Source organism: Pantoea leporis, from assembly GCF_028048155.1.
GTDB lineage: Bacteria > Pseudomonadota > Gammaproteobacteria > Enterobacterales > Enterobacteriaceae > Pantoea > Pantoea leporis.
On the sequence record NZ_JALMEU010000004.1, the window covers coordinates 84716 to 109178 of the forward strand.

The following is a 24463-nucleotide window of genomic DNA, read 5'->3' on the forward strand; positions in this document are numbered from 1 at the left end:
CGAACCCTTAGTTCGACCAGTTGCGGAAACGAAGGGCCGAGGAGCTGGCATCGTCAATACCTACGATGGTCGGCAGCAGGCCCGAAATCACACGGTTCCAACGGGTGATTGGTGTCGCGGTGACATAGACGATGTCGTACGGCTCCAGTTGGAATTCGGTGCCCATCACCATCGATGCCGCATCTTTGGTATTCAACTGATAGATGTTGGCGATCTTGGTGCGGTTGGCGCCGCGAATCGGACGAATCACGAACACGCCGGTGGCATCAGAGGTGGTCTGATCCATACCCTGCGAGTTGCCCAATGCTTCAGCCAGCGTCATGCCGCTGCGGTCCATCTTCAGCGTTGACTGCTGCTTCACTTCACCCATCACGAAGACTTTGAGATCGTCGTTACGTGGCACGTAAAGGATGTCGCCCGGATAGAGCAGATGGTTTTGGCTCAGGTCGCCGTTTTGCATCAGCGCCTGCAACGAGAGACGTTGTTCTTTGCCGTTGTGCGTCAGCACCACGTTGCGCCAGTCAGCGTCAGCCGCTAAACCGCCGGCGGCGTTGACGGCATCCAGCACGGTCAGCGGCACGTTAGTGATCGCCTGTTGTCCGGAGGTGGTGACCGAACCGGTCACGTACGCTTTCTGCGAACGGAACGAGGCGACGTTAACGTCAACCTGCGGACTTTCGATGTATTGCGCCAGACGACGCGCCACTTCGCTGCGGATCTCGGTAACCGTTCGGCCTGCTACGCGCACTTTACCGATGTACGGGTAGAAAATGGTGCCATCTGCCTGTACCCAGTTACCGGTGTCGCTGGCGCTACGGTACTGACCGGCAGGTGTGGTCAACTCTGGGTGATCCCAGACGGTGACGTTAAGCACGTCGCCGACACCGATACGGTATTCGTAGCTCTGAATTTCATTTTGCAGCATCGGGTTAGCCTGCGCGACTAACGGCTTCGGACGCATCTGTTCAACCAGACGCGGCGTCAGCGGGAAGACGTTGACATATTTGTCGATGTCATAGTTGCTATCCTGTTGCTCTATGACATCTTTTCCACTGGTGGAAAGGTGAGAACCCGGCTCAATGGTGCATCCGGAGAGAAAAGTCGCGGATACCAGTAAAGGTATCAATTTAATTTTCATTATCATCTGATTCTTCGCTATCAGTTATTGATTGATAGAGGCGAAATCGCCCGCTGTGTAGCGTCTTACAAAAATGGAATGTGACGGGTTAAACACTGAAACTGTGGGTCATTATTATGCGCTCCCTTGGTTTTATGTTGTCACCGAGTCTAAAGACGACATCAATTAAAATGGTTATACAGACTCAATCAGTGCAGCTGTCTAATAACGACACACCCAGCACCCGCAGTTTTCAACCGGGAAGCTTCATGCCCTCCCCGGCTTCGCTGTCTATCAATAGGCGCCGTCGCGTTTCAGCACTACGCCAACCGTCTTAAACAGAATCGCGATGTCATTCCACAGCGACCAGTTCTTGACATACCACGAGTCGAAATAGACGCGTGTTTCATAGTCAACGTCGTTACGACCGCTAACCTGCCACAATCCCGTCATGCCTGGTTTCGCCATCAGGTAATAATCGACATCACCGGCATAACGGCAGAGCTCATCTTCAATCACCGGGCGCGGCCCCACCAGGCTCATATCGCCACGTACCACGTTCCACAGCTGCGGCAGCTCATCCAGACTGGTTTTACGGATGAAATGGCCGACTTTGGTGATGCGCGGATCGTTCTTCAGTTTGAAATCTTTATCCCACTCGGCGCGGGCAACAGGATCGGTACGCAGTACCTCTTCCAGCACCTCTTTCGAGTTGATCACCATTGAGCGGAATTTCAGGCATTTGAACTTACGGCCGCCTAAGCCCACACGTTCATGACCGTAAATCGGTGGTCCGCCATCGCGGCCAACCATAAATCCAAGGACCAGCAACGCCGGGGACAGCGCGAGGATAATGCTCAGCGCGCCGACGATATCGAATGCACGCTTAAGGAAACGTGACGTGCGCTTCGCCAGATTGTTATTCACACGCAGAATCATCACTTCATGGCTAAAGATGTAAGCCATGTCGGTGCCGTACAGCGGTACACCGCGCAGTGTTGGAATAACAGAAACCGAGCGGCAATTGTGCATCGCCAGAGTTTTCAGCCAGTGGTCGCGGTGCTGGCTCTGTTCGAACTCAACCGCCACGATGAATTGGGTTTCGCTGTTGGTCAGCTGCCACAACTCTTGTTCATTGTGCAGCACAGGCACGCCTGAGATGCTGGCCTGTGGGCTGCTCTTATCGACATCGAAGAAGGCGATAACATCGAAGCCCATTACTTCTTCGCTCTGCAGCGCCTGCCAGGCTTCCTGGGCATTGCGGCTGCTGCCGATGATGATGGTTTGCTTCTTCCACATGCCGTAATGATTCAGCACACGCTTAGAGATGGCGCGCGCTAAAGGAATCATAATCAACGCCAGAACCCAGGTCGCCACCCAGACAAAGCGCGACATTTGCCACTGTGAAAGGGCTGAAATTGACAAATCGATGACAGAGAAAATAAGAATGGTACGAAAGATCTCTTTGAGCTCGAACCAGAATGGCTTGCGATAGGTATAATGACGCAGGCGAACCCAGAACCAGCCCACGCAAATAACGGAAAGCGCAATGTGCGTAGCAATTTTTAAATGCAGGTATTTTTCAGATATATCTGCCAGTGGAGAATGGGTAAACGAATTAATCAATGCCATCGCAATAAATAATGCTGCGTTGAAACAAATTAAATCCGAGCACGCCAGTAAAATTTTTGTCAGAAGACTTTTATATGTAATTTCGTTATCGCGCATAGTTAACTCTTTTATATTATTTCTTTAATCCCTAATGCCTCAACGCTGTTTGATAAATGAGCGAAATATTCACTGCATTTGTTGAGGCAATCTGCGGTAAATTCTCTGAGGCCAAATCAATTCTCACAATAGTAAGCAAGAGAATTGTGATTAATACCAACAGATTAGTCCGACTTCCCTTACCACAGTGGCAGACCATTAAACCAAGAGAAAGGCGCTTCAGGCACGCTACCGCCCTTGGCTGTCGCTGCCAATACCGCTTTCATCCTAATTACAACTTGTTTTATGCGGCATTTTTGCGCTAATTACTGGCCGTGGTCCGCGTGCGATCACAGTTCGCAACATTAAGAGGCTAAGGAGCACGCTATAAACAACTTTGGCGCAGACATTTACTAACACGTTGCTATACTAGTTATTACTGGCTTGTTTACAAGTAGGCCCCGTGTTCCCTGCACTATTTTAGGAAAAAGACTACCAGCGATAAGTATTGATGCCAGCCCTTTCAGGCCATTCCCCTGCAAAATTCAGATTAATTCGATACTCAATCACGCAATAGACTGCATTAAAAATGCACGCGGTTATCTGCTGAAAAAAAATAATTGTCTCTTTCATTCAGGTGCAATCTTTATCCATACTTTCATCTTATCGGTGCAAATCGGCAATCAGCGATATTCTTCTCTCGTGGCTGACCCGCCAATTGACCGAGTCAGCGGCTATTTACAGGCTTAACGCCGTTTCACTATCATCAGATTAAGCGCATAACACAGACATTAAGGTGATTAACACATGTTGGAGTGGATCATTGATCCGTCGCTCTGGGCAGGATTAGTAACGCTAATCGTTCTGGAGCTGGTGTTGGGCATTGATAACCTGGTTTTCATTGCCATCCTCGTCGAAAAGCTGCCGCCGAAGGAACGCGACCGTGCGCGCATTATCGGCCTGCTTCTCGCGCTGGTGTCGCGTTTAGCGCTGCTCGCCTCACTTTCCTGGCTGGTAACCCTGACACAACCGCTGTTTACTCTGTTGCACCACGACTTCAGCGCCCGCGATCTGCTGCTGCTGTGCGGTGGTTTCTTTCTTCTTTATAAAGCCACCACCGAGTTAAACAGTCGCCTGGAAGGCGCCGACGAGGAAACTGGTCAAAATAAGAACGGTGCTAAATTCTGGCCGGTGGTGGCGCAAATAGTGGTGCTGGACGCCATCTTCTCGCTGGACTCGGTGATTACCGCCGTTGGCATGGTCAACGAGCTGCCGGTGATGATGGCGGCAGTAACGATAGCGATTCTGCTGATGCTGCTGGCGAGTAAGCCGCTGACGCGTTTCGTTAACGGCCATCCAACCATCGTGATTCTCTGTCTGAGCTTCCTGCTCATGATCGGCTTCAGCCTGGTGGCCGAGGGGTTAGGCTTCATTATTCCAAAAGGGTATCTTTACGCGGCGATTGGTTTCTCTATCGTCATTGAGATACTCAATCAGTTGGCGATGTTCAATCGCCGCCGCTTTCTCACTGCCGGCCGTCCACTGCGTCAGCGCACGTCAGAAGCCGTTTTGCGCATTCTGCGCGGCGAGGCGCAGCGTGCGGAACTGGACGCCGATACCGCGTCACTGGTCAGCGATAGCGAAGAAGGCGCACTATTTAACCGTCAGGAACGGCGCATGATTGCGCGCGTACTGGGGCTGGGTCAGCGCCAGATTAATAGCATCATGACGTCGCGCCACGACGTCGAGCATATCGACCTCACCGAAGATCCGGCGGAGATTATGGCGAAGCTCGATCGCAATCAACACACGCGTATTCTGGTGACCGAACAGGGCCGCGACCCGCTCGGTGTGGTGCACGTGATTGATCTCCTGCATCAATCGTTGCACAGCAAATCACTGGATTTACGCTCGCTGATTCGCCAGCCGTTGATCTTTCCTGAGCGCGTCACCTTATTACAGGCGCTGGAACAGTTCCGCAACGCGCGCACCCACTTCGCCTTTGTGGTGGATGAGTTTGGTTCGGTGGAAGGCGTGGTCACGCTGAGCGATCTGATGGAAACCATCGCCGGCAATCTGCCGAATGAAGGGGAAAAAATCGATGCGCGCTATGATATTCAAGTGCTGCCCGACGGCGGTTGGGTGGCGAATGGTCATATGCCGTTAGAGGATTTAGCCGTCTACGTGCAGCTGCCACTCGATGAAAAGCGCAATTACCACACGCTGGCGGGATTACTGATGGACAGCCTGCAACATGTGCCGCAGGAAGGCGAAGAGTTGCAGATCGGTGATTATCTGCTGCGAACGTTGCAGGTAGAAAATCACCGTGTGCAGAAAGTGGAGATAGTGCCGATAGCACCATAATTAACCAGGTCGCCGCACGAACATGCTGCAACTGCCTTAGCGCAAGGCGAACGAAAGTCGCTCTTGCGCTTAACTGTTCGGCATTACGCCCTGGATGGCGCCCCTACGGCTGCTTCGCCGGTTGTTGGCGATCCAGCCACTGATTGAGCCGCGACTTCGCTTCGCTTTGCAGTTGCTGACGCACCACGTCATCCACCGGCAACGAGTACTGCAGATTATTCCAGCCGCCGTACATACGCAGCGGAATAGTTTGCTGGTTCAGCAGCGCAGCTAATTTATCGTCGCCCTGCCAGCCGCGCAGCATCATATTAATGGTGACGTCGAGCTGCTGTTTGACCATATCGACATTGCCTTTGGTCTGCACCGCCAGACGACTGTTGCCGCCCTGCAGATCCGGCAAGCTGAAGATGCCTTGCTTGAGACTCACGCGCCCACTCAACTGCTGAATGCCCTGATCGTCGGGTTGATCGTTGGTGACACGATTACTGACGCGCGCCACCGCACGGCGCACCATCTGCTGCAGATTCAGCTGCGAAAGCTGCAAATTAGTGGCTTCCAGATCCGCACTGCCCTGCCAGTTACGTTTTGCCTCTTCAATGCTCAATCCAGCACCGCTCACATCGCCTTGCAGTGAAACCGTGCCTTGCAGCGTTTCTGGCAGTTCTAATGCTTTCAGCAGCGGCGCAATGGCGATGTTATCCAGCTCAGGCTGGAATGCCACTTGCGTCACCGGTTTGCGGATATCCACCGAACCGAGAACGGAGAAATGGCCTTCGCCAAATTTGCCTTGCAGCTTACTCAGCGTCATCAAACCTTGCTGATTGCTGGCATCGATCTGCAGGTTGGTCAGCGTCAGGCCGCGCCACACGCTGCTATCGGCGGTGAGATTGAGCGTCAAATCCAGCTGATTCAGCGGCGAGTTGCTGTTATCACGCATTCGCGGTTCAGCAATCACTGGCGTGCTCACCACATTGGCTCGCTGCGGCGCGCTGCTATCCGTCACCGGTGCATTCGCCATCAACGCGTCGATGTCTAAACGAGTGGCATGCAGCGCCAGATTAAGCTGCTGCGGCAGCGCCAGACGCCCCTCGGCGCTGCCATCCAGTGCGCTGTCATTGGCGGTGAGCTGCATCTTCTGTAGGGAAAAACGCTGATTGTCACCGTTCCATTCGCCCTGCCCGCTCAAGGTGCCTTTGATGCCCTGCGTCGGCAGATTGGCGCCGTCGATGGCGTAATTCAACTCATCCAGCTGTCCGACCAGACGATGTGGATATTGCGCCACATTCATCTGCCCTTTGAGATTGACGCTAACATTGCGCTGATTACGCGAAATCCGGGTAGCCAGATTGATGCTGGCCTGCTTGCTGGCATCCTGATCGAGGTTGAGATTGAGGTCGCGGAAATTATATTCGTCGCCGCCGGGCTGCTGCCAAATCAGCAGGCTGTCGGCAAGACGCAGTTTGCCAATCGTGAATGACCAGCCGTTATCGCTGCTGCTCACTGGCTCGGCATCACCCGGCCCCACTGGCGCGCCGCTCGGCTTTTGTGCGGCGCTGTCTGGCGTGACGCGGATGATGGCGTTTTTCAGCATCACCTGGCTGACGCTAAGCTGATGCGACAACAGCGGCCAGAGATGGACATCCAGGCGCATATTATCGGCGGTGACCATCGGCTGCGTCGCACCCGGCGCGGTCAGACTCATGCGTCCGGCGAGAATGCTAAGCTGCGGCCAGACGTGCCAGCGCAGATCGCCGCCTACCTGAAGCTGATAACCACTGCGCTGTTCTACCTGCTTTACCATGTAGGTACGAAAGTCGTTGGGATTGACCAGCAACACCAATGCCGTCATGCCCGCCACCACCACCACTAACAGGATGGCCAGCGTTGTTATCACTCTTCTCATCACATCCTCATTGCCTTCATACTTCACGTTGCAGCAGCGTTGGCTGCGCTCGCTCCCCGCGGTCACTTACTGATGTAAGCTGCCGGCGATTGACTCGCTTGCCGCCTTGCTGCACCTCGACGTATTTTGGCAAGCATTTTGTAGTCAGTCTTTGTCGATGCGGCTGGCATCCGCGCCCTGCTGACCACGATATTTGGCATCTTCGCGACGGTTATACGGTCGCGCAGCTGGGCCCGACAGCGGCTCAAAGCTCAATGCACCAATCAACATGCCTGGACGCAGCGCCAGCGGCAGTTTGCCTGAATTATAGAACTCCAGCACGATGCGGCCTTGCCAGCCCGGATCGATACGGTGCGCCGTGACGTGCACCATTAAACCCAGGCGTGCCAGCGAAGAGCGGCCATCCAGCCAGCCGACCAGATCGTCAGGAATGGTGACCGATTCCAGCGTTACCGCCAGCGCCAGCTCGCCAGGATGCAGGAAAAAGGCTTCGCCTTCCGGCAGCACAATCTCGTCGCTCATCACACGGTCCAGCGCGGCACTGACTTCATGCTTTGGACCACTCAAATCAATAAACGCCGCCGTATGACCGCTAAAAGTGCGGAACTGATTGCCGAGGCGCACATCCACTGTGGCGCCGTTAATGCGTTCCACTGGCGGGCGCGGCTCAATCGCCAACTTTCCGTTGTCCAGCCAGGCTTCAATATCGCGATCGCATAATCTCATCGCAGGTACTCCATGAATTAAGTGTAGCGAATGGCTACGACAGCGCGTCACGCCGGGGCGGACGCTATGTCGTCAAAGATACTGATTAATCTTGGCCTTGAGGATATCAATGGCGATACGGTTTTTTCCGCCGCGCGGCACAATGATGTCAGCGTACTGCTTGGAAGGTTCAATAAATTGCAGGAACATCGGACGCACGGTCTTCTGATACTGGCTCATCACCGAATCCATGGAGCGACCGCGCTCATTCACATCGCGCTTCATGCGGCGCATCAAACAGATATCCAGCGGCGTATCGACGAAGATAGAGAAATTCATCTCCTGACGCAGGCGGGCATCGGTTAACAGCAAGATGCCTTCGAGAATAATGACTTTCTTCGATTTGAGATGAATACAGTCGCTGGTGCGGGTGTGCTCAACATAGCTGTAAACCGGCAACTCAATTTCCTGACCAGCTTTAAGCGCGCGCAGATGCTGCAACAACAGATCATGATCCATCGCACTCGGATGGTCATAGTTGGTTTTCACCCTCTCTTCCATGGTGAGGTGGCTCTGATCTTTATAGTAGGCATCTTCGGGGATCACACCGATATGCTCGTCACCGACCTGGTCACGGATTTCACGATAGAGCGTGCTGGCGATAAGACTTTTTCCGGATGCGGATGCACCTGCGATGCCAACGATCACGCACTGATGAGACTTGTCAGTCATACTTTTTTAAGACCTGATAACTGGAGCCTGCCTAAGCCGAAGCTGCAACGGGCCGAATGAGAGGGTTAGTTGGCGGCAATTATAGGTATTTCACCGGGTTGATGCCAGAGAAATGGGCCAACGGCTTTTCAGAATATCCCCTTTTGCAGCCAGACGCTTAATCGATACACTGTTCATCTGCCAACACTGTAGCCGGCGTTGGCACTCCGAATATAGCCGCAAGGAAAAGTATGAGCTGGAAAACCCTGACCTATTTTGGCGACAGCATGTTGCTGATCCCGACCGCGGTGATCATCGCGCTGGTCTTGCCATGGAAAAGCGACAACCGCCAAACCGTCTGGTATTGGGTGCTGGCGTTTGGTCTGGCTGGCCTGGTGGTGAGCGTCTCGAAAATCCTGTTTCTCGGCTTTGGCATTGGTAGCGCCCGATTCAACTTTACCGGCTTCAGCGGCCACAGCGCGATGTCGGCCACGCTCTGGCCGGTGATGATGTGGCTGATCTCCGGCCGCTGGTCGCCGCGCTGGCGCCTGTTTACCATTGGCATCGGCTATCTGATCCCGTTGATGGTTGGCCTGTCGCGCCTGGTCATCCACGCGCACTCCAAAAGCGAAGTGCTGGCGGGCCTGATGCTTGGCTTTACGCTTAGCACCGCATTCCTGCTGACGCAGCGCCGCACTTCACTGAAGGGCTTTAGCCTGCCGCAGATTGGCGTCGCGCTGCTGGTGCCGCTGTTGCTGCTGAGCCACGGCCGCGTCGCCACCACCCAACAGTTCCTCGAACGCTTCTCTGCCAATCTTGCCGGCTTAGAAAAGCCGTTTACCCGCGCCGATCTTTTTCGCTAATACCGTTTGGCCCTTTGCGCGCAAAGGGCCAATCAATTCAGTGAATAACGACTAAAGTCGAATTCCCCGCAGACATCTCAAACAGATGTGCTAGCATGCAAAATAGTGATTGATTGGCGCATTTTCCATCGTGAATCAGGTGCGCGCTGCTGGATTCTTGCATGACCCTCGAGATACTAACTTCACAGGAAAGGCCACAGCGAACCTGGCTCAATGCCTTGCTCATTGGCGGGCTCACTTTTCTACTGACGCTATTTTGCCTGGAACTGATTGTTGTCAGTGGCCGTATTTCGCCGCTTTGGTACTCCACCGCGCTGATGACGGTGATCGTGTTTCGCGCCCACTCCAAACACGTTCCCTTACTGCTGCTTGCCTGCGTACTGGGTACCGCGTTGGCCAATCTGATCATTATTGGTCCCGCACTCAGTAACATTAAGTTCGCCATCTTAAATATGGTACAGGCGATTCTGGGCGGCGTGATGCTGCGCGCGCTGCTCGATCGCCGCGCCCCGCTCAATTCGTTACTCGACTGGGTGCGCTTTGCCCTATGCGCCGGCCTGATTGCGCCGCTGTTAGGTGGCGTCGTGGCATTGTGGATGCTGCATGTGGGCAGCAATGCGTCACTGCCCTTCTTCTCGACGTGGGTGATTTCTGAGGTGATCGGCGTGCTGGCGTTTGGCCCGGTGTTATTGCTGTGGCCAAATAAACCGCTGCGCCAGATTTTGACGCCAGACCGTCAGTTGGAAACCGGCCTGACGCTGCTTGTCACGCTGCTCGCCAGCTATTTGTCGCTGCGTTTTCTGCCGTGGCCCTTCACTTTTATTGTGGTGATTCTTTTTTGGTGCTCGGTGCGGCTACCCAAGTTCGAAGCGTTTCTGCTGTTCTTCCTCAACGCCAGTTTCATCTCGATTCTGCTGGCCTTTAACTGGGTCAACCTGGCGCAAAACGGCATGCTGCTCGGCCAGGTCAGCACCTGGCTGCCATTTCTGTTGGTGCTGCTGCCGAGCCACGTGATGGCGCTGGTGATGGATGCCTTCCAGCGCGAGAAGCATCATATCAGCGAGAGTGAAACCCGCTTCCGTAACGCTATGGAATACTCCGCGATTGGCATGGCGCTGGTTTCGCCGAATGGCGGTTGGCAGCAGGTCAATCATTCACTGTGCCAGACGCTGGGTTTCCCGGCCGATGAGCTGAAAAAGCTCACCTTCCAGCAAATCACCCATCCCGACGATCTCAACAACGATTTACAGCAGCTGGAGCGATTGGTGGCGGGTGAAATCATGACCTACACCATGGAGAAGCGCTATTTCCGCAAGGATGGCGAAATCGTCTGGGCGCGCCTGACGGTATCGATGGTGCGCGACGCCGCGCAACAGCCGCACTACTTCATCGCGCAGATTATCGATATCTCCGAATTGAAGCAGAGTGAGCAGATTAATCGACGCTTGATGGAGCGCATCACGCTGGCCAATGAAGCTGGCGGCATTGGCGTCTGGGAGTGGAATCTGCTGACCGGCGAGATGTTGTGGGACAAGCGCATGTATGAGCTATTTGGCTTAAGTCCGCACCAGACGCCCACCTACGATCTGTGGGTGCATCTGCTTGATCCGGCCGAGCGGGAAACCGCCACGCTTGCGGTGCAGCAGGCCATCGAACGCCGCAGCGCTTTCCAGCTGGAATACCGGATTAATCTACCGGAAGGCCCGCGCTACGTGCGCTCTGAGGCCAACCGCATTCTGAGTCAGGATGGGCAGATTGAACGTATGCTCGGCATCTGTCAGGACATCACGCCGCTGCGCGCGCTGAATGAAGCGCTGTTCCAGGAAAAAGAGCGCATGGCGATCACCCTCGATTCCATCGGTGAAGCGGTGATCAGTACCGATGATGAAATGCGCGTCACCTTTATGAATCCGGTGGCCGAAACGCTGAGCGGCTGGCCACAGGAAAAAGCCGCAGGCGTACCCATTACCGAACTGCTTAACATCACGCGCGGCGCGAGCGGCCCGCGCGTCGATAATTTGCTGTTGTGCCAGCTGCCGGACGAAAAAATCTCTCCCGAACTCGATGAAGAGCTGGTGCTGCATACACCAGACGGCACGCGCGTGGAGATCCACTACAGCATCACGCCGCTGAAAACCCTGACCGGCGCCAGCATCGGCGCGGTGATGGTTATTCAGGACGTCAGTGAATCGCGCAAGGTGATGAAGCGCCTGAGCTACAGCGCTTCACACGATATGCTGACGCGCCTGCCAAATCGCCACAGCTTCGAGCAGCGTTTGAAGCAGTTGGTGAACGATGCGGCGGCCAACCACACCCATCACGTCTTGGTATTTATCGATCTGGATAAATTCAAGGCGGTGAACGATACCGCCGGGCATGCCGCCGGTGATGCGCTGCTGCGCGAACTGGCAGAGCTGATGCCGCATCATCTGCGCAGCAGCGATATGCTGGCGCGTTTGGGCGGCGACGAATTTGGCGTGCTAATGCCGAATTGCGAAGTGGATCAGGTGCGCGACGTGGTGCAGCGTATCGTCACCGCCGTGAGCGAATATCGCTTTATGTGGCAGGAGCAGACTTATCATGTCGGCGCAAGTGCCGGCATCACGCAAATTGATCAACGCAACTGCATCAGCAATGTGGTGATGTCACAGGCCGATGTCGCCTGTTACAGCGCAAAACACGCGGGCCGTGGTCAGTATCACGTTTATCAGGAAGTGCAGATGTAATCTGCCACGTCTGCCCATTGCCAGCCCGCGCTGGCTGCGCTAAAGTCGCCCCCTTTTTTCCGGCATGGGGGATAAATATGTTTATCGGATTCGATTACGGCACAGCAAACTGCTCAATTGCGGTCAGCGATAATGGCACGCCGCGCCTGCTGACACTGGAGAATGGTCAGCGCTTGCTTCCCTCCATGATTTGCGCGCCAACGCGTGAAGCGATCAGCGAATGGCTGCATCGCCATCATCAGGTGCCAACGCCCGACAGCGAAGGCACCGCCTTATTGCAGCGTGCGCTGCGCTATAACCGCGAAGAAGATATCGACGTCACGCCAGGCAGCGTGCAGTTCGGTTTGACCGCGCTGCAGCAATATATGGTCGATCCCGAAGAAGTGTGGTTCGTGAAGTCACCGAAATCCTTCCTCGGCGCTAACGGCCTGAAGCCACAGCAGATCGCCTTCTTTGAAGATTTGGTGTGCGCGATGATGCTGCACATTCGTCAGCAAGGCGAAACCCAGCTCGATCGCCCGATTGAGCAAGCGGTGATTGGCCGCCCTATTAACTTCCAGGGTTTAGGCGGCGAAGAGGCTAACCAGCAGGCGCAAGGCATTCTGCTGCGAGCGGCACAGCGCGCCGGTTTTCGTGATGTGGAGTTCCAGTTTGAGCCGGTGGCGGCGGGCCTCGATTTCGAAGCCACGCTGCAGAAAGAGACGCGCGTATTAGTCGTCGATATCGGCGGCGGCACCACCGACTGCTCGATGCTGCTGATGGGGCCGGAATGGCGTCATAAAACCGATCGCCGTGAAAGTTTACTTGGCCACAGCGGATGCCGCGTGGGCGGAAACGATCTCGACATTATGCTGGCGTTTAAAACCCTGATGCCGCTGCTGGGGCTCGGTGGCAATACGCAGAAAGGCACCGCGCTGCCCGCGCTGCCGTGGTGGAATGCGGTGGCGATCAACGACGTTCCGGCACAAAGCGACTTCTATTCCGCGGCCAGCGGCAAACTGCTGCGCGATTTGATTCGCGATGCTGAACACAGCGACAAAGTGGCGCACCTGCTGAAAGTGTGGCAGCAGAAGCTGAGCTATCGTCTGGTGCGTGCAGCGGAAGAGAGCAAGATTGCGCTGTCGGAGGTGAAAGAGACCGATGCCTCGCTGGCGTTTATCGCCGCGCAATTGCAGGCGCAAATTAGCGCTGCGCAGCTGGAAGAAGCGATTAATCAACCGCTGGAGCGCATTCTGGAGCAAGTGCATCTGGCGCTCGCCACCTGCGAAACCAAGCCGGAAGTGATTTATCTCACCGGCGGTAGCGCACGTTCTCCGGTGTTGCGTGCGGCGTTACAGCAGGCGCTGCCCGATACGCCTATCGCCAGCGGCGATGACTTCGCCTCGGTGACCGCCGGCCTCGCCCGCTGGGCTGAAGTGATGTTCAGATAATCCCCTCTCCCTGCCCTCTCCCAAAGGGAGAGGGCAAAGTCACAGATTCTGCCAGATTAGAAATTCACGTTCGCACTGATCCCACCCACAAACGCATCTTTCACTTCACTTACCGCCCCCGGCGCCACCACATATTGCAGGTTCGGACGCAATTGCAGCCATTTGGTCAGCTGGGCGTTGTAGTAGATCTCATAGTTGTACTCTGAGCCATCCTGAATCGGCAGGTAGGTTGGGCTATTGAAGTCGGTCTCACCGTTCGCGTTGTTCTGCTCTCGCTGCGAACGCGTGTAGGCGCTGTTAACATGAATACGTGCCGCACCCACACCAATCTCATCCTGCGGACGCGCATCAAACGGCCCTTTCCAGGTGAAGCTCACCGACTGATAGTTATCCGTTTTCGAGGTTTTATGGTCGTTCATCACCGCTTGAACGGTGACGCCCAAACCACTGCTGGCATCGCCGCCCTGCGCGGTCAGCTGCTGTTGCAACAGCACGTAGCCGCCGTAAGCGTGATCCTGGCTTTGATAAGCCCCATCGCGCCAGCTGCCGTAGTTGTCGCCGTTAACCGAAGAGTAGTAATAGCCGATACGGTAATTACCCGGCAGCTTGTCGGCGCCTAACGTCGGTTTCCAGCCCAACTCTACCGGCACCAGATTGCCTTCGGAGTTGCTGGTATCAAGACGGAATCCGTCGCCGCGATCGTAGTTGGCGCGGTTCTGGTTATAGAAGCCCACCTGGAAGAACACTTCAGGTGTGATATTCACCTTCACGCGGCCGCCCCATTGGGACACCGGCCAGTTGAACCAGCGATCGCCACGCCAGTTACCGGCCTGGCCGCTACCGAACGCCAGGTTCTGGAACTTACTGTCAAAGTTATCGAAATCTTCACCGACGGTAACGCGACCGGCTTTCAGGTTCACGGTGTTATCGAACAGACCTTTGCTTAACCAGAACTGGGTTAAACGCCAGGTTTGGCCGCGTCCGTACACTTCCTGAGTGGAGGACAACATGCCGGTGCGACGATCGGCGACCTTGTCGGAAATGTTCTGACCATTACGATCGGTAATCGTCATCTGGAATTGCGCATCCTGCCAGTTGAGCAGTTTTTCCAGGTCGAAGTTAGCGCCAAACGCCCACTGATCGCTGTAGCGCATTGAGGTGTTGGTATCGGCGCCGCCCGCCAGATTGGAGCCGCTTTCCATGGTGTAGTTAACGTCGAATTTTATGCCGTCATTTTCCAGCTGCGTTCGGTAACCGCCCCAATCACCAAACATATAGGGAGAGTCGTAACTGAAAGCATCAGCGGCCAGCGCAGATGCACTCAGCATCGCAAACATCAGAGTTCCCGCTGCCAGGCGGGGTAAATGCTGCACTGCTTCTTTTCTGTTCATGATGGTTATTCTTATATGAAGTTACTGGAATGGATCGAACAGAGGATAGTGCTGAGGATTTGTCAGTTTTTGCAAATATGTGCGCAGTTTACTGCAGGATGATAGTGCGTTAGCGCAATTGTGACATCTGTCGATGATTGAAAATCTTTTGTGGGAAATGGCATTTTTTGTGAGGCAGAGCTGGAAAATAGCGGGACGCCGCAGCGTCCCTGAAAACCTTACAGTTTGCTGGCGCTCGCCAGCTCTTCGATCTCTTGCTTGCTGAGCTCGAGCTGGGTGGCTTTCACCAACTCATCCAACTGCTCCAGCGACGTGGCGCTGACAATCGGAGCGGTAATGCTCGGACGGGCAATCTGCCACGCCAGCGCCACCTGCGTTGCCGACACATCGTGCGAGGCGGCAACATCTTCCAGTGCTTCAACAATGCGCTTGCCGCGTTCATTCAGGTACTTGTCGACGATGCCCTGCCCGCGCTGACTTTTGCTGGCATCCTCTGGCTTTTTGTACTTACCGCTGAGGAAGCCGCTGGCCAGCGAATAGTAGTTAATCACGCCGAGGCCATTTTTCACCGCAACCTGCTCCAAACCGCTTTCATACTCCTGACGATCGTAGAGATTGTATTCCGGCTGCAGGGTTTCATAGCGCGCCAGGCCATGTTGCTTGCTCACGTCCAGCGCTTCCTGCAGACGTTTAGCGTTATAGTTAGACGCGCCAATGGCACGCACTTTGCCCTCTTTGATCAGCGAATCGAAGGCTTTCAGCGTGTCCAGCAGCGGCGTAGTGTCATCATCGCGGTGCGCCTGATAAAGATCGATGACGTCGGTTTGCAGGCGGCGCAGCGAATCTTCTACCGCCTGACGAATGTAAGCCGGCTTGAGGCCGGTTTTCTCCGGCGACAGCTCCATGCCGACTTTGGTGGCCAGCACGATGCTGTCGCGCTTGCCGCTTTTCTTCAGCCATTTACCGATGATGGTTTCCGATTCGCCACCTTCGTTACCCGGCGCCCAGCGCGAATAAACGTCGGCGGTATCGATGAAGAACAAGCCCTTCTCCACCAGCGCATCAAGCAGGGAAAATGAGGTTTTCTCACCCACCGTCCAGCCAAACACATTGCCGCCAAAGGTGAGACGGGGAACTTCAATACCGCTGTCGCCGAGCTGGCGGAGTTTCTGTTGACTCATTTTGTTCTCCTTATTCAAACGAGACAGGTCTGTATTGAGCTTAGCAAAGGAAATTGCCGCGCTTATGCCTATTGCTGGCAGAATATTTACAGAATATGAATACTTACCTTTAATGGGGCGATATTCTTATTTCCTTCAATTTTTGCCCGGTCCGGGCGACTACAATCATTCGTTTGCGAAATGGCTATTTTTATATTTCGCATTGGGGAAAACGAAAAATGCTGGAGAGCACACGCCTTGATGAACCGTCGAATTAAAACAAGCTTACTGGCCGTAGCCGTGATTGCCGTGCTGGCGAGCGGATATTATTGGTGGCAGCATCCAGCGGAACCGAATAAACAGCCGCAGGCCGAAGGTCAGCAGCAGCGTGGTCGCGGCGCAGGTGGCAAACGCCCCTTAGCGCCAGTGCAAGCCGCCGCTGCCACCACCCAAAGCGTGCCGTATTTCCTCAGTGGCCTTGGCACCGTGACCGCCGCCAACACCGTTACGGTGCGCAGCCGCGTTGACGGCCAATTGATGGCGCTGCACTTCCAGGAAGGAGAGCAAGTGGCCGCTGGCGCGCTGCTGGCGGAAATCGATCCGCGCCCTTATCAGGTGGCATTAACTCAGGCGCAGGGCCAACTGGCAAAAGACCAGGCTACGCTCGCCAACGCGCGCCGCGATCTCAGTCGCTATGAAAAACTGGCGAAAACCTCGCTGGTGTCGCAGCAGGAACTCGATACGCAACGTTCGCTGGTGAGCGAAACGCTCGGCACCCTTAAAGCTGATGAAGGCAACGTCGCCAGCGCCCAGCTTAATCTCACCTACAGCCGCATTACTGCGCCGATTGGTGGACGGGTCGGCTTGAAGCAGGTGGATGTCGGCAACTACATCACCTCCGGCGATACCACCGGATTGGTGGTGATCACCGAAACGCACCCCATTGACGTGGTGTTCAGCGTCGCCGAGAACAACATCAGCCAAATCCTCAAGGCGCAGAAAAGCGGACAGCCGCTGATCGTCGAAGCCTGGGATCGCAGCAACAAAACGCTGCTGACCAGCGGCACGCTGTTGAGCCTCGATAACCAGATCGATGCCACCACCGGCACCATCAAACTCAAAGCACGCTTCAGCAACGAAGATGACACGCTGTTCCCGAATCAGTTTGTCAATGCGCGTCTGAAAGTGGACACCTTGCAGGATGCGGTGGTGATCCCCACCGCCGCATTGCAGATGAGCAACGACGGTCACTTTGTCTGGGTGGTCAACAGCGACAACAAAGTGAGCAAAAAACGCGTCACCGCCGGTTTGCAGGATAGCCAGAAAGTGGTGATCAGCGCGGGCCTCGAAGCAGGCGAACGCGTGGTGACCGACGGGCTCGATCGCCTGACGGAAGGTGCCACCGTTGAAGTGGTGGCACCGCAAAGCGTCGCGACCCACAGCACGCGCGCTGCGCAGCCCGCACGCGGAGAGCGTCAATAATGCAGGTGATGCCTCCTGACAGCAGCGGTGGACCTTCGCGCCTGTTTATTCTGCGCCCGGTCGCCACCACGCTGCTGATGATCGCCATTCTGTTAGCCGGCGTGCTCGGCTACCGTTTTCTGCCGGTCTCCGCGTTACCTGAAGTCGATTATCCGACCATTCAAGTGGTTACGCTCTATCCCGGCGCTTCTCCCGATGTGGTGACCTCTTCCATTACCGCGCCGCTGGAACGCCAGTTTGGCCAGATGTCCGGCCTGAAGCAGATGGCGTCGCAGAGTTCGGGCGGCGCGTCGGTTGTCACATTGCAGTTTCAGCTGACGCTGCCACTGGATGTTGCCGAGCAGGAAGTACAGGCGGCGATCAACTCCGCCACCAATCTGCTGCCGAGCGATCTGCCAAATCCACCGGTCTACAGCAAAGTAAATCCGGCCGACCCGCCGATCATGACGCTCGCCGTCACCACCACCAGCATGCCGCTCACGCAGGTGCAGGACATGGTGGAAACGCGCGTGGCGCAGAAGATTTCTCAGGTTTCGGGCGTGGGTTTAGTCACGCTGTCGGGCGGGCAACGTCCTGCGGTGCGTGTGAAGATGAACACCCAGGCGCTGGCTGCGCTCGGCCTGACCAGCGAATCGGTGCGCACCGCCATTACTAACGCTAACGTCAATTCGGCGAAAGGCAGCCTCGACGGCCCAACGCGCTCAATTACCCTGTCGGCTAACGATCAGATGACCTCGGCGGAAGACTATCGCAAGCTGATCATCAGCTATAACAACGGCGCGCCGGTGCGACTGGGCGATGTGGCGACCATCGAACAAGGTGCCGAAAACAGCTGGCTGGGCGCCTGGGCGAACCGTCAGCAGGCGATTGTGCTCAACGTGCAGCGCCAGCCCGGCGCTAACATCATCGCCACCGCCGATAATATTCGCGCCATGCTGCCCGGATTAACCGCCACGCTGCCGAAATCGGTGGAGGTGAAACTGCTTACCGACCGCACCACCAACATCCGCGCGTCGGTCAGCGATACCCAGCACGAACTGATGCTGGCGATGGGTTTGGTGGTGATGATCATTTACCTGTTCCTGCGTAACGTTCCGGCGACCCTCATTCCCGCCGTCGCCGTGCCGCTGTCGCTGGTCGGCACCTTTGCCGCGATGTATTTCCTGGGCTTCTCGATCAACAACCTGACGCTGATGGCGCTGACCATTGCCACCGGTTTTGTGGTTGATGACGCCATCGTGGTGATCGAGAACATCTCGCGCTATATCGAAAAAGGCGAAAAGCCGCTGACGGCGGCGCTGAAAGGCGCGGGCGAGATTGGCTTTACCATTATCTCCCTCACCTTCTCGCTGATTGCGGTGCTCATTCCGCTGCTGTTTATGGGCGATGTGATTGGCCGCTTGTTCCGAGAATTCGCCGTGACGCTGGCGGTGGCGATTTTGATCTCCGCCGTGGTGTCGCTGACGCTGACGCCGATGATGTGCGCCCGCATGTTAAGCGCTGAATCGCTGCGTAAGCAGAACCGCTTCTCGCGGGCCAGCGAAGCGATGTTTGACCGCATTATTGCCCGTTACGGACGCGGCTTAACGCGCGTGCTGCTGCATCCGTGGATCACCTTGTCGGTAGCGCTCGGCACCTTGCTGATCACCGTGTTGCTGTGGATCGTGATCCCCAAAGGATTCTTCCCGCAGCAGGATAACAGCATTATTCAGGGCACCTTGCAGGCGCCGCAGTCGGTCTCTTACGCCAACATGGCAGAGCGCACGCGCGATGTCGCCTCGATCATCATGAAAGATCCGGCGGTGCAGAGCATGACCTCGTTTGTCGGCGTCGATGGCACCAACGCCGCGCTCAACAGCGCGCGCCTGCAAATCAACCTGAAGCCGCTGGATGAGCGTGACGATCGCATTCCGGCCGTGCAGCAGCGTCTGCAACAGGCGTTAGCCAAAGTGCCCGGCATTTCCCTATGGCTGCAGCCGGTGCAGGATTTGACCATTGATACCCAGGCGAGTCGCACGCCGTACCAGTTCACGCTGCAATCTGGTTCGCTGGAGTCGCTGAGTTTGTGGGTGCCGAAACTGCTGGCGCAACTTAACACGCTGCCGCAACTGCGCGACGTCAGCAGCGACTGGCAGGATCAAGGTCTGGAAGCTTTTGTAAGAGTCGATCGTGACAGCGCCAGCCGCCTCGGCATCAGCATGGCCGACGTGGATAACGCGCTGTATAACGCCTTTGGCCAGCGCCTGATCTCCACCATTTACACCCAGGCTAATCAGTATCGCGTGGTGCTGGAGCAGAACAGCGACGCCACGCCAGGACTGGCGAGCCTCGACGGCATTCGTCTGACCAGCAGCGACGGCGGCAGCGTGCCGCTTAGCGCCATCGCGCAGATTGAGCAGCGCCACGCCGCGCTCAGCATCAACCATCTCGACCAGTTCCCGTCGGCGACCTTCTCGTTTGATGTCGCGGAAGGGTATTCGTTGGGCGATGCGGTGAAAGCGGTGAGCGCAGCGGAAGATCAGGTGGGCATGCCCGCCGAAATGATGACGCAGTTCCAGGGCAGCACGCTGGCCTTTGAAGCGGCGCTGTCCAGCACCGTGTGGCTGATCGTGGCGGCGGTGGTGGCGATGTATATCGTGCTCGGCGTGTTGTATGAGAGCTTTATCCATCCCATCACTATTCTCTCGACGCTGCCCACCGCCGGTGTCGGCGCGCTGCTGGCGCTGATGCTGAGCGGTAATGAGCTGGATATCATCGCCATTATCGGCATTATTTTGCTGATCGGTATCGTGAAGAAAAACGCCATCATGATGATCGACTTCGCGCTGGCAGCGGAACGTGAGCAAGGCATGCCGCCGCGCGAGGCGATTTATCAGGCGTGCTTGCTGCGTTTCCGCCCAATTCTGATGACCACGCTGGCGGCGCTGCTCGGTGCACTGCCGCTGATGCTGAGCACCGGCGTTGGCGCGGAGTTGCGTCGTCCGCTGGGCATCGCCATGGTGGGCGGTTTGGTGGTGAGCCAGGTGCTGACGCTGTTCACCACGCCGGTGATCTATCTGCTGTTTGATCGCCTGTCGCACGCAACGCGCCGTCGCTTTAAGCGCCCGGAGGCGCAGTCGTGAAGTTTTTCGCGCTGTTTATCCATCGTCCGGTCGCCACCACTTTGCTGACGCTGGCGATTGCGCTGGCCGGTATTCTCGGCTTCCGTCTGCTGCCGGTGGCGCCGCTGCCACAGCTGGATTTCCCGGTGATTTTGATTTCGGCTTCGCTGCCCGGTGCGTCGCCGGAAACCATGGCGGCATCGGTGGCAACGCCGTTGGAGCGCTCGCTGGGGCGCATCGCGGGCGTCAACGAAATGACCTCCACCAGCTCGCTAGGCAGCACGCGCATCATTCTGGTGTTCGATTTTGATCGCGACATCAACGGTGCGGCGCGCGATGTGCAGGCGGCGATCAACGCCGCACAAAGCCTGCTGCCAACCGGCATGCCGAGTCGTCCCAGCTATCGCAAAGCCAACCCTTCCGATGCGCCAATCATGATCCTGACGCTGACCTCAGACATTTATAATCCCGGTCAGCTGTATGATTACGCCTCAACGCAACTGGCGCAGAAACTGTCGCAGATTGAGGGCGTGGGCGATGTGACAGTCGGCGGCAGTTCGCTGCCGGCGGTGCGCGTTGAACTCAATCCGCAGGCGCTGTTCAACCAGGGCGTATCACTGGATGCGGTGCGCACCGCCATCAGCAACGCCAACCAGCGCCGTCCGCAGGGCGCGATTGACGATGTGCAGCAGCGCTGGCAGTTACGTACCAACGGAGAATTGCAAACCGCCAGCGAATATCAGCCGCTGGTGGTGCATTACAACAACGGTGCGGCGGTGCGCCTCAGCGATGTCGCTAACGTGCAGGATTCGGTGCAGGATGTGCGCAACGCCGGGATGACCAACGGTAAAGCGGCGGTGCTGCTGGTGGTGCGTAAATCGCCGGAAGCCAACATCATCGATACCGTCGATCGCATTCGTGGCGAATTGCCGGAACTGCACGACGTGATCCCCGCCGCCATCGATCTGCAAATTGCGCAGGACCGTTCGCCAACGATTCGCGCCTCGCTGCATGAAGTGGAGCAGTCGCTGATCATCGCCGTCGCGCTGGTGATTCTGGTGGTGTTTGCCTTCCTGCGTGACTGGCGCGCCACGCTGATCCCCGCCGCTGCGGTGCCGGTTTCATTGATTGGCACCTTCGCCGCCATGTATCTGTGTGGCTTCAGCCTGAATAACCTGTCGCTGATGGCGTTGACCATCGCCACCGGATTTGTCGTCGATGACGCCATTGTGGTGCTGGAGAACATTGCGCGCCACGTCGAAGCGGGCATGAAGCCGCTGCAGGCGGCGCTGACCGGCGTGCGCGAGGTCGGTTTTACCGTGCTGTCGATGAGCCTATCGCTGATTGCCGTGTTCCTGCCGCTGCTGATGATTGGCGGCATTATTGGTCGCTTCTTCTCGGAGTTCGCCATCACGCTGTCGGTGGCGATTCTGATCTCGCTGTTTATCTCGGTCACGCTGACGCCAATGATGTGCGCCTATCTGCTGAAACCGCAGGTCAAACGCAGCCAGCCGCGTCTCCGCGGTTTCGGCAAACTGCTGATGAAAGTGCAAAACGGCTACGCGCGCTCATTGGGTTGGGTGCTGAATCACGCCATTTGGGTGCTGATGTTGCTGCTCGGCACCGTGGCGCTCACCGTGTGGCTGTTCATCTCGATCCCGAAAACCTTTATGCCGGAGCAGGATACCGGTCGCTTACAAGGTTTTATCTCGGCGGATCAGAGCATTTCGTTCCAGGCGATGCGCGGCAAGCTGCAGGATTTCATGAACATCATCAAAGCCGATCCGGCAGTGGATAACGTCACCGGCTTTACCGGCGGTTCGCGCACTAACAGTGGCTCGATGTTCGTCTCGCTCAAGCCACTCTCCGAGCGCAGCGAAAGCGCGCAGGAAGTGATCGCCCGGCTGCGTATCAAGCTGGCGAAAGAGCCCGGTGCCAATCTCTATCTCAACGCGGTGCAGGACATTCGCATTGGCGGACGTGAGTCCAACGCCAGCTATCAGTACAGTTTGCTGTCGGATAACCTGAATGATTTGCGCGAATGGGAGCCGAAAATCCGTCAGGCGTTCGCCGCCCTGCCCGAGCTGGCGGACGTCAACTCGGATCAGCAGGACAACGGCAGTGAAATGAACCTGACTTACGACCGTGAAAGCATGGCGCGGCTCGGCATTGATGTCTCTGCCGCTAACGCCCTGCTGAATAACGCTTTTGGCCAGCGCCAGATCTCCACCATTTATCAACCGCTTAATCAGTACAAAGTGGTGATGGAAGTTGATTCGCGCTACACCCAGGACATCAGTTCACTCGATCAGATGTTTGTGATCAACAGCGAAGGCAAAGCGATTCCGCTGAGCTGGTTTGCCAAGTGGCAACCGGCCAACGCGCCGCTATCGGTGAACCACGAAGGCTTGTCGGCGGCGTCCACCGTTTCCTTCAACCTGCCGGAAGGCGTATCGCTGTCGCAGGCGTCTGAAGCTATTGACCGCACCATCACCGCGCTTGGCGTGCCTTCCAGCGTGCGCGGCAGCTTTGCCGGCACCGCGCAGGTGTTCCAGCAGTCGCAATCCAATCAGCTCTACCTGATGCTGGCGGCGATTGCGGCGGTGTATATCGTGCTGGGCATTCTGTATGAGAGCTACGTGCATCCGCTGACCATTCTCTCCACGCTGCCGTCGGCGGGCGTCGGCGCGCTGCTGGCGCTGGAGCTGTTCAACACGCCGTTCAGCCTGATTGCGCTGATTGGCATTCTGCTGCTGATCGGTATCGTGAAGAAGAACGCCATCATGATGGTCGACTTTGCGCTGGATGCCGAGCGCAACGGCAATCTGTCGCCGCGCGATGCGATTTTCCAGGCGTGCCAGCTGCGTTTCCGCCCGATTCTGATGACCACGCTCGCCGCACTGTTTGGCGCACTGCCGCTGGTGCTGACCAGCGGTGACGGCGCGGAGCTGCGTCAGCCGCTCGGCATCACCATCGCCGGGGGTTTAGTGATGAGCCAGCTGCTGACGCTCTACACCACGCCGGTGGTCTATTTGATGATGGATAAGCTGCGGCGGCGTAAGAAAAAGGTTCAGTTAGCCGCTGAATGACCTGCTACATACGCTTGCTATGTAGCACCAAGAGCGTAAACTTTAACCAGTTCAATACTGTGGAGGTTTATATGTCACAAGGTACCGTGTTCACCAGCAACAGGACGCAAAACGTTCGCATTCCAGCAGACGTTCGTTTTCCTGATGATGTGAAAAACGTCACCGTCAGAGCGATTGGCAAGGAGCGCATCCTCACGCCCATAGAGAACGCCTGGGACAGTTTTTTCCTCGACGGTCCGACGGTGAGCGATGATTTTATGGATGAGCGTGCTTCGCAGGAACAATCTGAGCGGGAAGCGTTTTAATGCATCGCTACATGCTGGATACCAATATTGTTATCTACGTCATCAAGCGGCGGCCGATTGAAGTGCTCGAACGTTTCAACGCCAATGTCGGCCGGATGGTTATCTCGACGATCACCCTGGCGGAGCTGTTTCACGGCTCAGAAAAGAGCGCCTTTCCTGAGCGGAACCTACGTACCGTTGAAGATTTTGTCTCACGCCTTGATGTGCTGAATTACGATGCCAAAGCCGCTTTCCACTATGGCGCTATCCGCGCAGAGCTTGAGAAAAATGGCACGCCGATCGGCATGAACGATCTTCACATCGCCGCTCATGCGCGCAGTGCCGCCCTGACGTTGGTATCGAACAATTTGCGTGAATTTTCACGCGTGAATGGGCTGATCTGCGAAAACTGGATCTGACATAACGGGTA

General features: G+C 56.2%; 16 protein-coding genes. 9 read left to right on the forward strand and 7 right to left on the reverse strand.

Features of this window, described 5'->3' with window-relative positions:
* Positions 1-7: 7 nt before the first annotated feature.
* Together MWH02_RS13155 and wbaP are read right to left on the reverse strand one after the other, a co-directional pair.
* On the reverse strand, positions 8-1138 hold the full coding sequence (locus MWH02_RS13155) for a polysaccharide export protein (RefSeq protein ID WP_101763361.1): 1131 nt from the start codon (positions 1136-1138) through the stop codon (positions 8-10).
* A gap of 273 nt (positions 1139-1411) precedes the next feature.
* Positions 1412-2845 carry an undecaprenyl-phosphate galactose phosphotransferase WbaP gene (wbaP, locus tag MWH02_RS13160; protein WP_101763360.1) on the reverse strand — a complete coding sequence of 478 codons (1434 nt, stop codon included), beginning with the start codon at positions 2843-2845 and terminating at the stop codon, positions 1412-1414.
* A 786-nt stretch (positions 2846-3631) separates the two neighbouring features.
* Between wbaP and MWH02_RS13165 the strand changes: the two genes are divergently transcribed.
* Positions 3632-5188: a TerC family protein gene (locus MWH02_RS13165; RefSeq protein WP_137386122.1), complete on the forward strand. Its 1557-nt coding sequence runs from the start codon at positions 3632-3634 to the stop codon at positions 5186-5188.
* A gap of 103 nt (positions 5189-5291) precedes the next feature.
* Here the strand turns inward: MWH02_RS13165 and asmA are convergent, their stop codons facing one another.
* The 3 genes from asmA to udk all read right to left on the reverse strand — a co-directional run bounded on the left by asmA (position 5292) and on the right by udk (position 8528).
* The gene (asmA, locus tag MWH02_RS13170) at positions 5292-7091 is read right to left on the reverse strand and encodes an outer membrane assembly protein AsmA (protein ID WP_271460805.1); all 1800 of its coding nucleotides are present in this window, start codon (positions 7089-7091) and stop codon (positions 5292-5294) included.
* Between the two features lie 144 nt (positions 7092-7235).
* On the reverse strand, positions 7236-7817 hold the full coding sequence (gene dcd, locus MWH02_RS13175) for a dCTP deaminase (RefSeq protein WP_007888946.1): 582 nt from the start codon (positions 7815-7817) through the stop codon (positions 7236-7238).
* Positions 7818-7889: 72 nt separating this feature from the next.
* Positions 7890-8528 (reverse strand): uridine kinase, encoded by a 639-nt coding sequence (gene udk / locus MWH02_RS13180; RefSeq protein WP_008104883.1) that lies wholly within the window; start codon positions 8526-8528, stop codon positions 7890-7892.
* A gap of 230 nt (positions 8529-8758) precedes the next feature.
* Here udk and MWH02_RS13185 point away from each other — a divergent pair, with 230 nt between their 5' ends.
* The 3 genes from MWH02_RS13185 (at position 8759) to yegD (ending at position 13526) form a co-directional block, all read left to right on the forward strand.
* Positions 8759-9370 carry a phosphatase PAP2 family protein gene (locus tag MWH02_RS13185; RefSeq protein ID WP_101763357.1) on the forward strand — a complete coding sequence of 204 codons (612 nt, stop codon included), beginning with the start codon at positions 8759-8761 and terminating at the stop codon, positions 9368-9370.
* 161 nt (positions 9371-9531) lie between these two features.
* Complete coding sequence (locus tag MWH02_RS13190; RefSeq protein WP_271460806.1) at positions 9532-12096, forward strand: diguanylate cyclase; 2565 nt, start codon at positions 9532-9534, stop codon at positions 12094-12096.
* A 77-nt stretch (positions 12097-12173) separates the two neighbouring features.
* Positions 12174-13526 carry a molecular chaperone gene (gene yegD, locus MWH02_RS13195; protein ID WP_110866643.1) on the forward strand — a complete coding sequence of 451 codons (1353 nt, stop codon included), beginning with the start codon at positions 12174-12176 and terminating at the stop codon, positions 13524-13526.
* Between the two features lie 56 nt (positions 13527-13582).
* On the opposite strand, the gene MWH02_RS13200 is transcribed toward yegD, so the two are convergent.
* Positions 13583-14917 carry a carbohydrate porin gene (locus MWH02_RS13200; protein WP_271460807.1) on the reverse strand — a complete coding sequence of 445 codons (1335 nt, stop codon included), beginning with the start codon at positions 14915-14917 and terminating at the stop codon, positions 13583-13585.
* A gap of 218 nt (positions 14918-15135) precedes the next feature.
* A complete protein-coding gene (locus MWH02_RS13205; RefSeq protein ID WP_271460808.1) occupies positions 15136-16098 on the reverse strand; it encodes an aldo/keto reductase in 963 nt (320 codons plus the stop codon).
* 240 nt (positions 16099-16338) lie between these two features.
* Here MWH02_RS13205 and MWH02_RS13210 point away from each other — a divergent pair, with 240 nt between their 5' ends.
* The 5 genes from MWH02_RS13210 (at position 16339) to vapC (ending at position 24452) form a co-directional block, all read left to right on the forward strand.
* Positions 16339-17559: an MdtA/MuxA family multidrug efflux RND transporter periplasmic adaptor subunit gene (locus MWH02_RS13210; RefSeq protein WP_271460809.1), complete on the forward strand. Its 1221-nt coding sequence runs from the start codon at positions 16339-16341 to the stop codon at positions 17557-17559.
* On the forward strand, positions 17559-20681 hold the full coding sequence (locus MWH02_RS13215; protein WP_271460810.1) for an MdtB/MuxB family multidrug efflux RND transporter permease subunit: 3123 nt from the start codon (positions 17559-17561) through the stop codon (positions 20679-20681). The genes MWH02_RS13210 and MWH02_RS13215 overlap by 1 nt, the downstream gene beginning before the upstream one ends.
* Positions 20678-23749 (forward strand): multidrug efflux RND transporter permease subunit MdtC, encoded by a 3072-nt coding sequence (gene mdtC, locus MWH02_RS13220; protein ID WP_271460811.1) that lies wholly within the window; start codon positions 20678-20680, stop codon positions 23747-23749. The genes MWH02_RS13215 and mdtC overlap by 4 nt, the downstream gene beginning before the upstream one ends.
* Positions 23750-23820: 71 nt before the next feature.
* Entirely contained in the window at positions 23821-24054 is a 234-nt protein-coding gene (vapB, locus tag MWH02_RS13225; RefSeq protein WP_101763423.1) for a type II toxin-antitoxin system VapB family antitoxin, read from the forward strand.
* A complete protein-coding gene (gene vapC, locus MWH02_RS13230) occupies positions 24054-24452 on the forward strand; it encodes a type II toxin-antitoxin system tRNA(fMet)-specific endonuclease VapC (protein WP_271460812.1) in 399 nt (132 codons plus the stop codon). The genes vapB and vapC overlap by 1 nt, the downstream gene beginning before the upstream one ends.
* Positions 24453-24463 lie beyond the last annotated feature (11 nt).

Excerpts from the sequence above, each read along its gene's own strand:
- MWH02_RS13155 (WP_101763361.1), bottom strand. The coding sequence starts at position 1,138 with ATGAAAATTAAATTGATACCTTTACTGGTATCCGCGACTTTTCTCTCC.
- wbaP (WP_101763360.1), bottom strand. The coding sequence starts at position 2,845 with ATGCGCGATAACGAAATTACATATAAAAGTCTTCTGACAAAAATTTTA.
- MWH02_RS13165 (WP_137386122.1), top strand. The coding sequence starts at position 3,632 with ATGTTGGAGTGGATCATTGATCCGTCGCTCTGGGCAGGATTAGTAACG.
- asmA (WP_271460805.1), bottom strand. The coding sequence starts at position 7,091 with ATGAGAAGAGTGATAACAACGCTGGCCATCCTGTTAGTGGTGGTGGTG.
- dcd (WP_007888946.1), bottom strand. The coding sequence starts at position 7,817 with ATGAGATTATGCGATCGCGATATTGAAGCCTGGCTGGACAACGGAAAG.
- udk (WP_008104883.1), bottom strand. The coding sequence starts at position 8,528 with ATGACTGACAAGTCTCATCAGTGCGTGATCGTTGGCATCGCAGGTGCA.
- MWH02_RS13185 (WP_101763357.1), top strand. The coding sequence starts at position 8,759 with ATGAGCTGGAAAACCCTGACCTATTTTGGCGACAGCATGTTGCTGATC.
- MWH02_RS13190 (WP_271460806.1), top strand. The coding sequence starts at position 9,532 with ATGACCCTCGAGATACTAACTTCACAGGAAAGGCCACAGCGAACCTGG.
- yegD (WP_110866643.1), top strand. The coding sequence starts at position 12,174 with ATGTTTATCGGATTCGATTACGGCACAGCAAACTGCTCAATTGCGGTC.
- MWH02_RS13200 (WP_271460807.1), bottom strand. The coding sequence starts at position 14,917 with ATGAACAGAAAAGAAGCAGTGCAGCATTTACCCCGCCTGGCAGCGGGA.
- MWH02_RS13205 (WP_271460808.1), bottom strand. The coding sequence starts at position 16,098 with ATGAGTCAACAGAAACTCCGCCAGCTCGGCGACAGCGGTATTGAAGTT.
- MWH02_RS13210 (WP_271460809.1), top strand. The coding sequence starts at position 16,339 with ATGAACCGTCGAATTAAAACAAGCTTACTGGCCGTAGCCGTGATTGCC.
- MWH02_RS13215 (WP_271460810.1), top strand. The coding sequence starts at position 17,559 with ATGCAGGTGATGCCTCCTGACAGCAGCGGTGGACCTTCGCGCCTGTTT.
- vapB (WP_101763423.1), top strand. The coding sequence starts at position 23,821 with ATGTCACAAGGTACCGTGTTCACCAGCAACAGGACGCAAAACGTTCGC.
- vapC (WP_271460812.1), top strand. The coding sequence starts at position 24,054 with ATGCATCGCTACATGCTGGATACCAATATTGTTATCTACGTCATCAAG.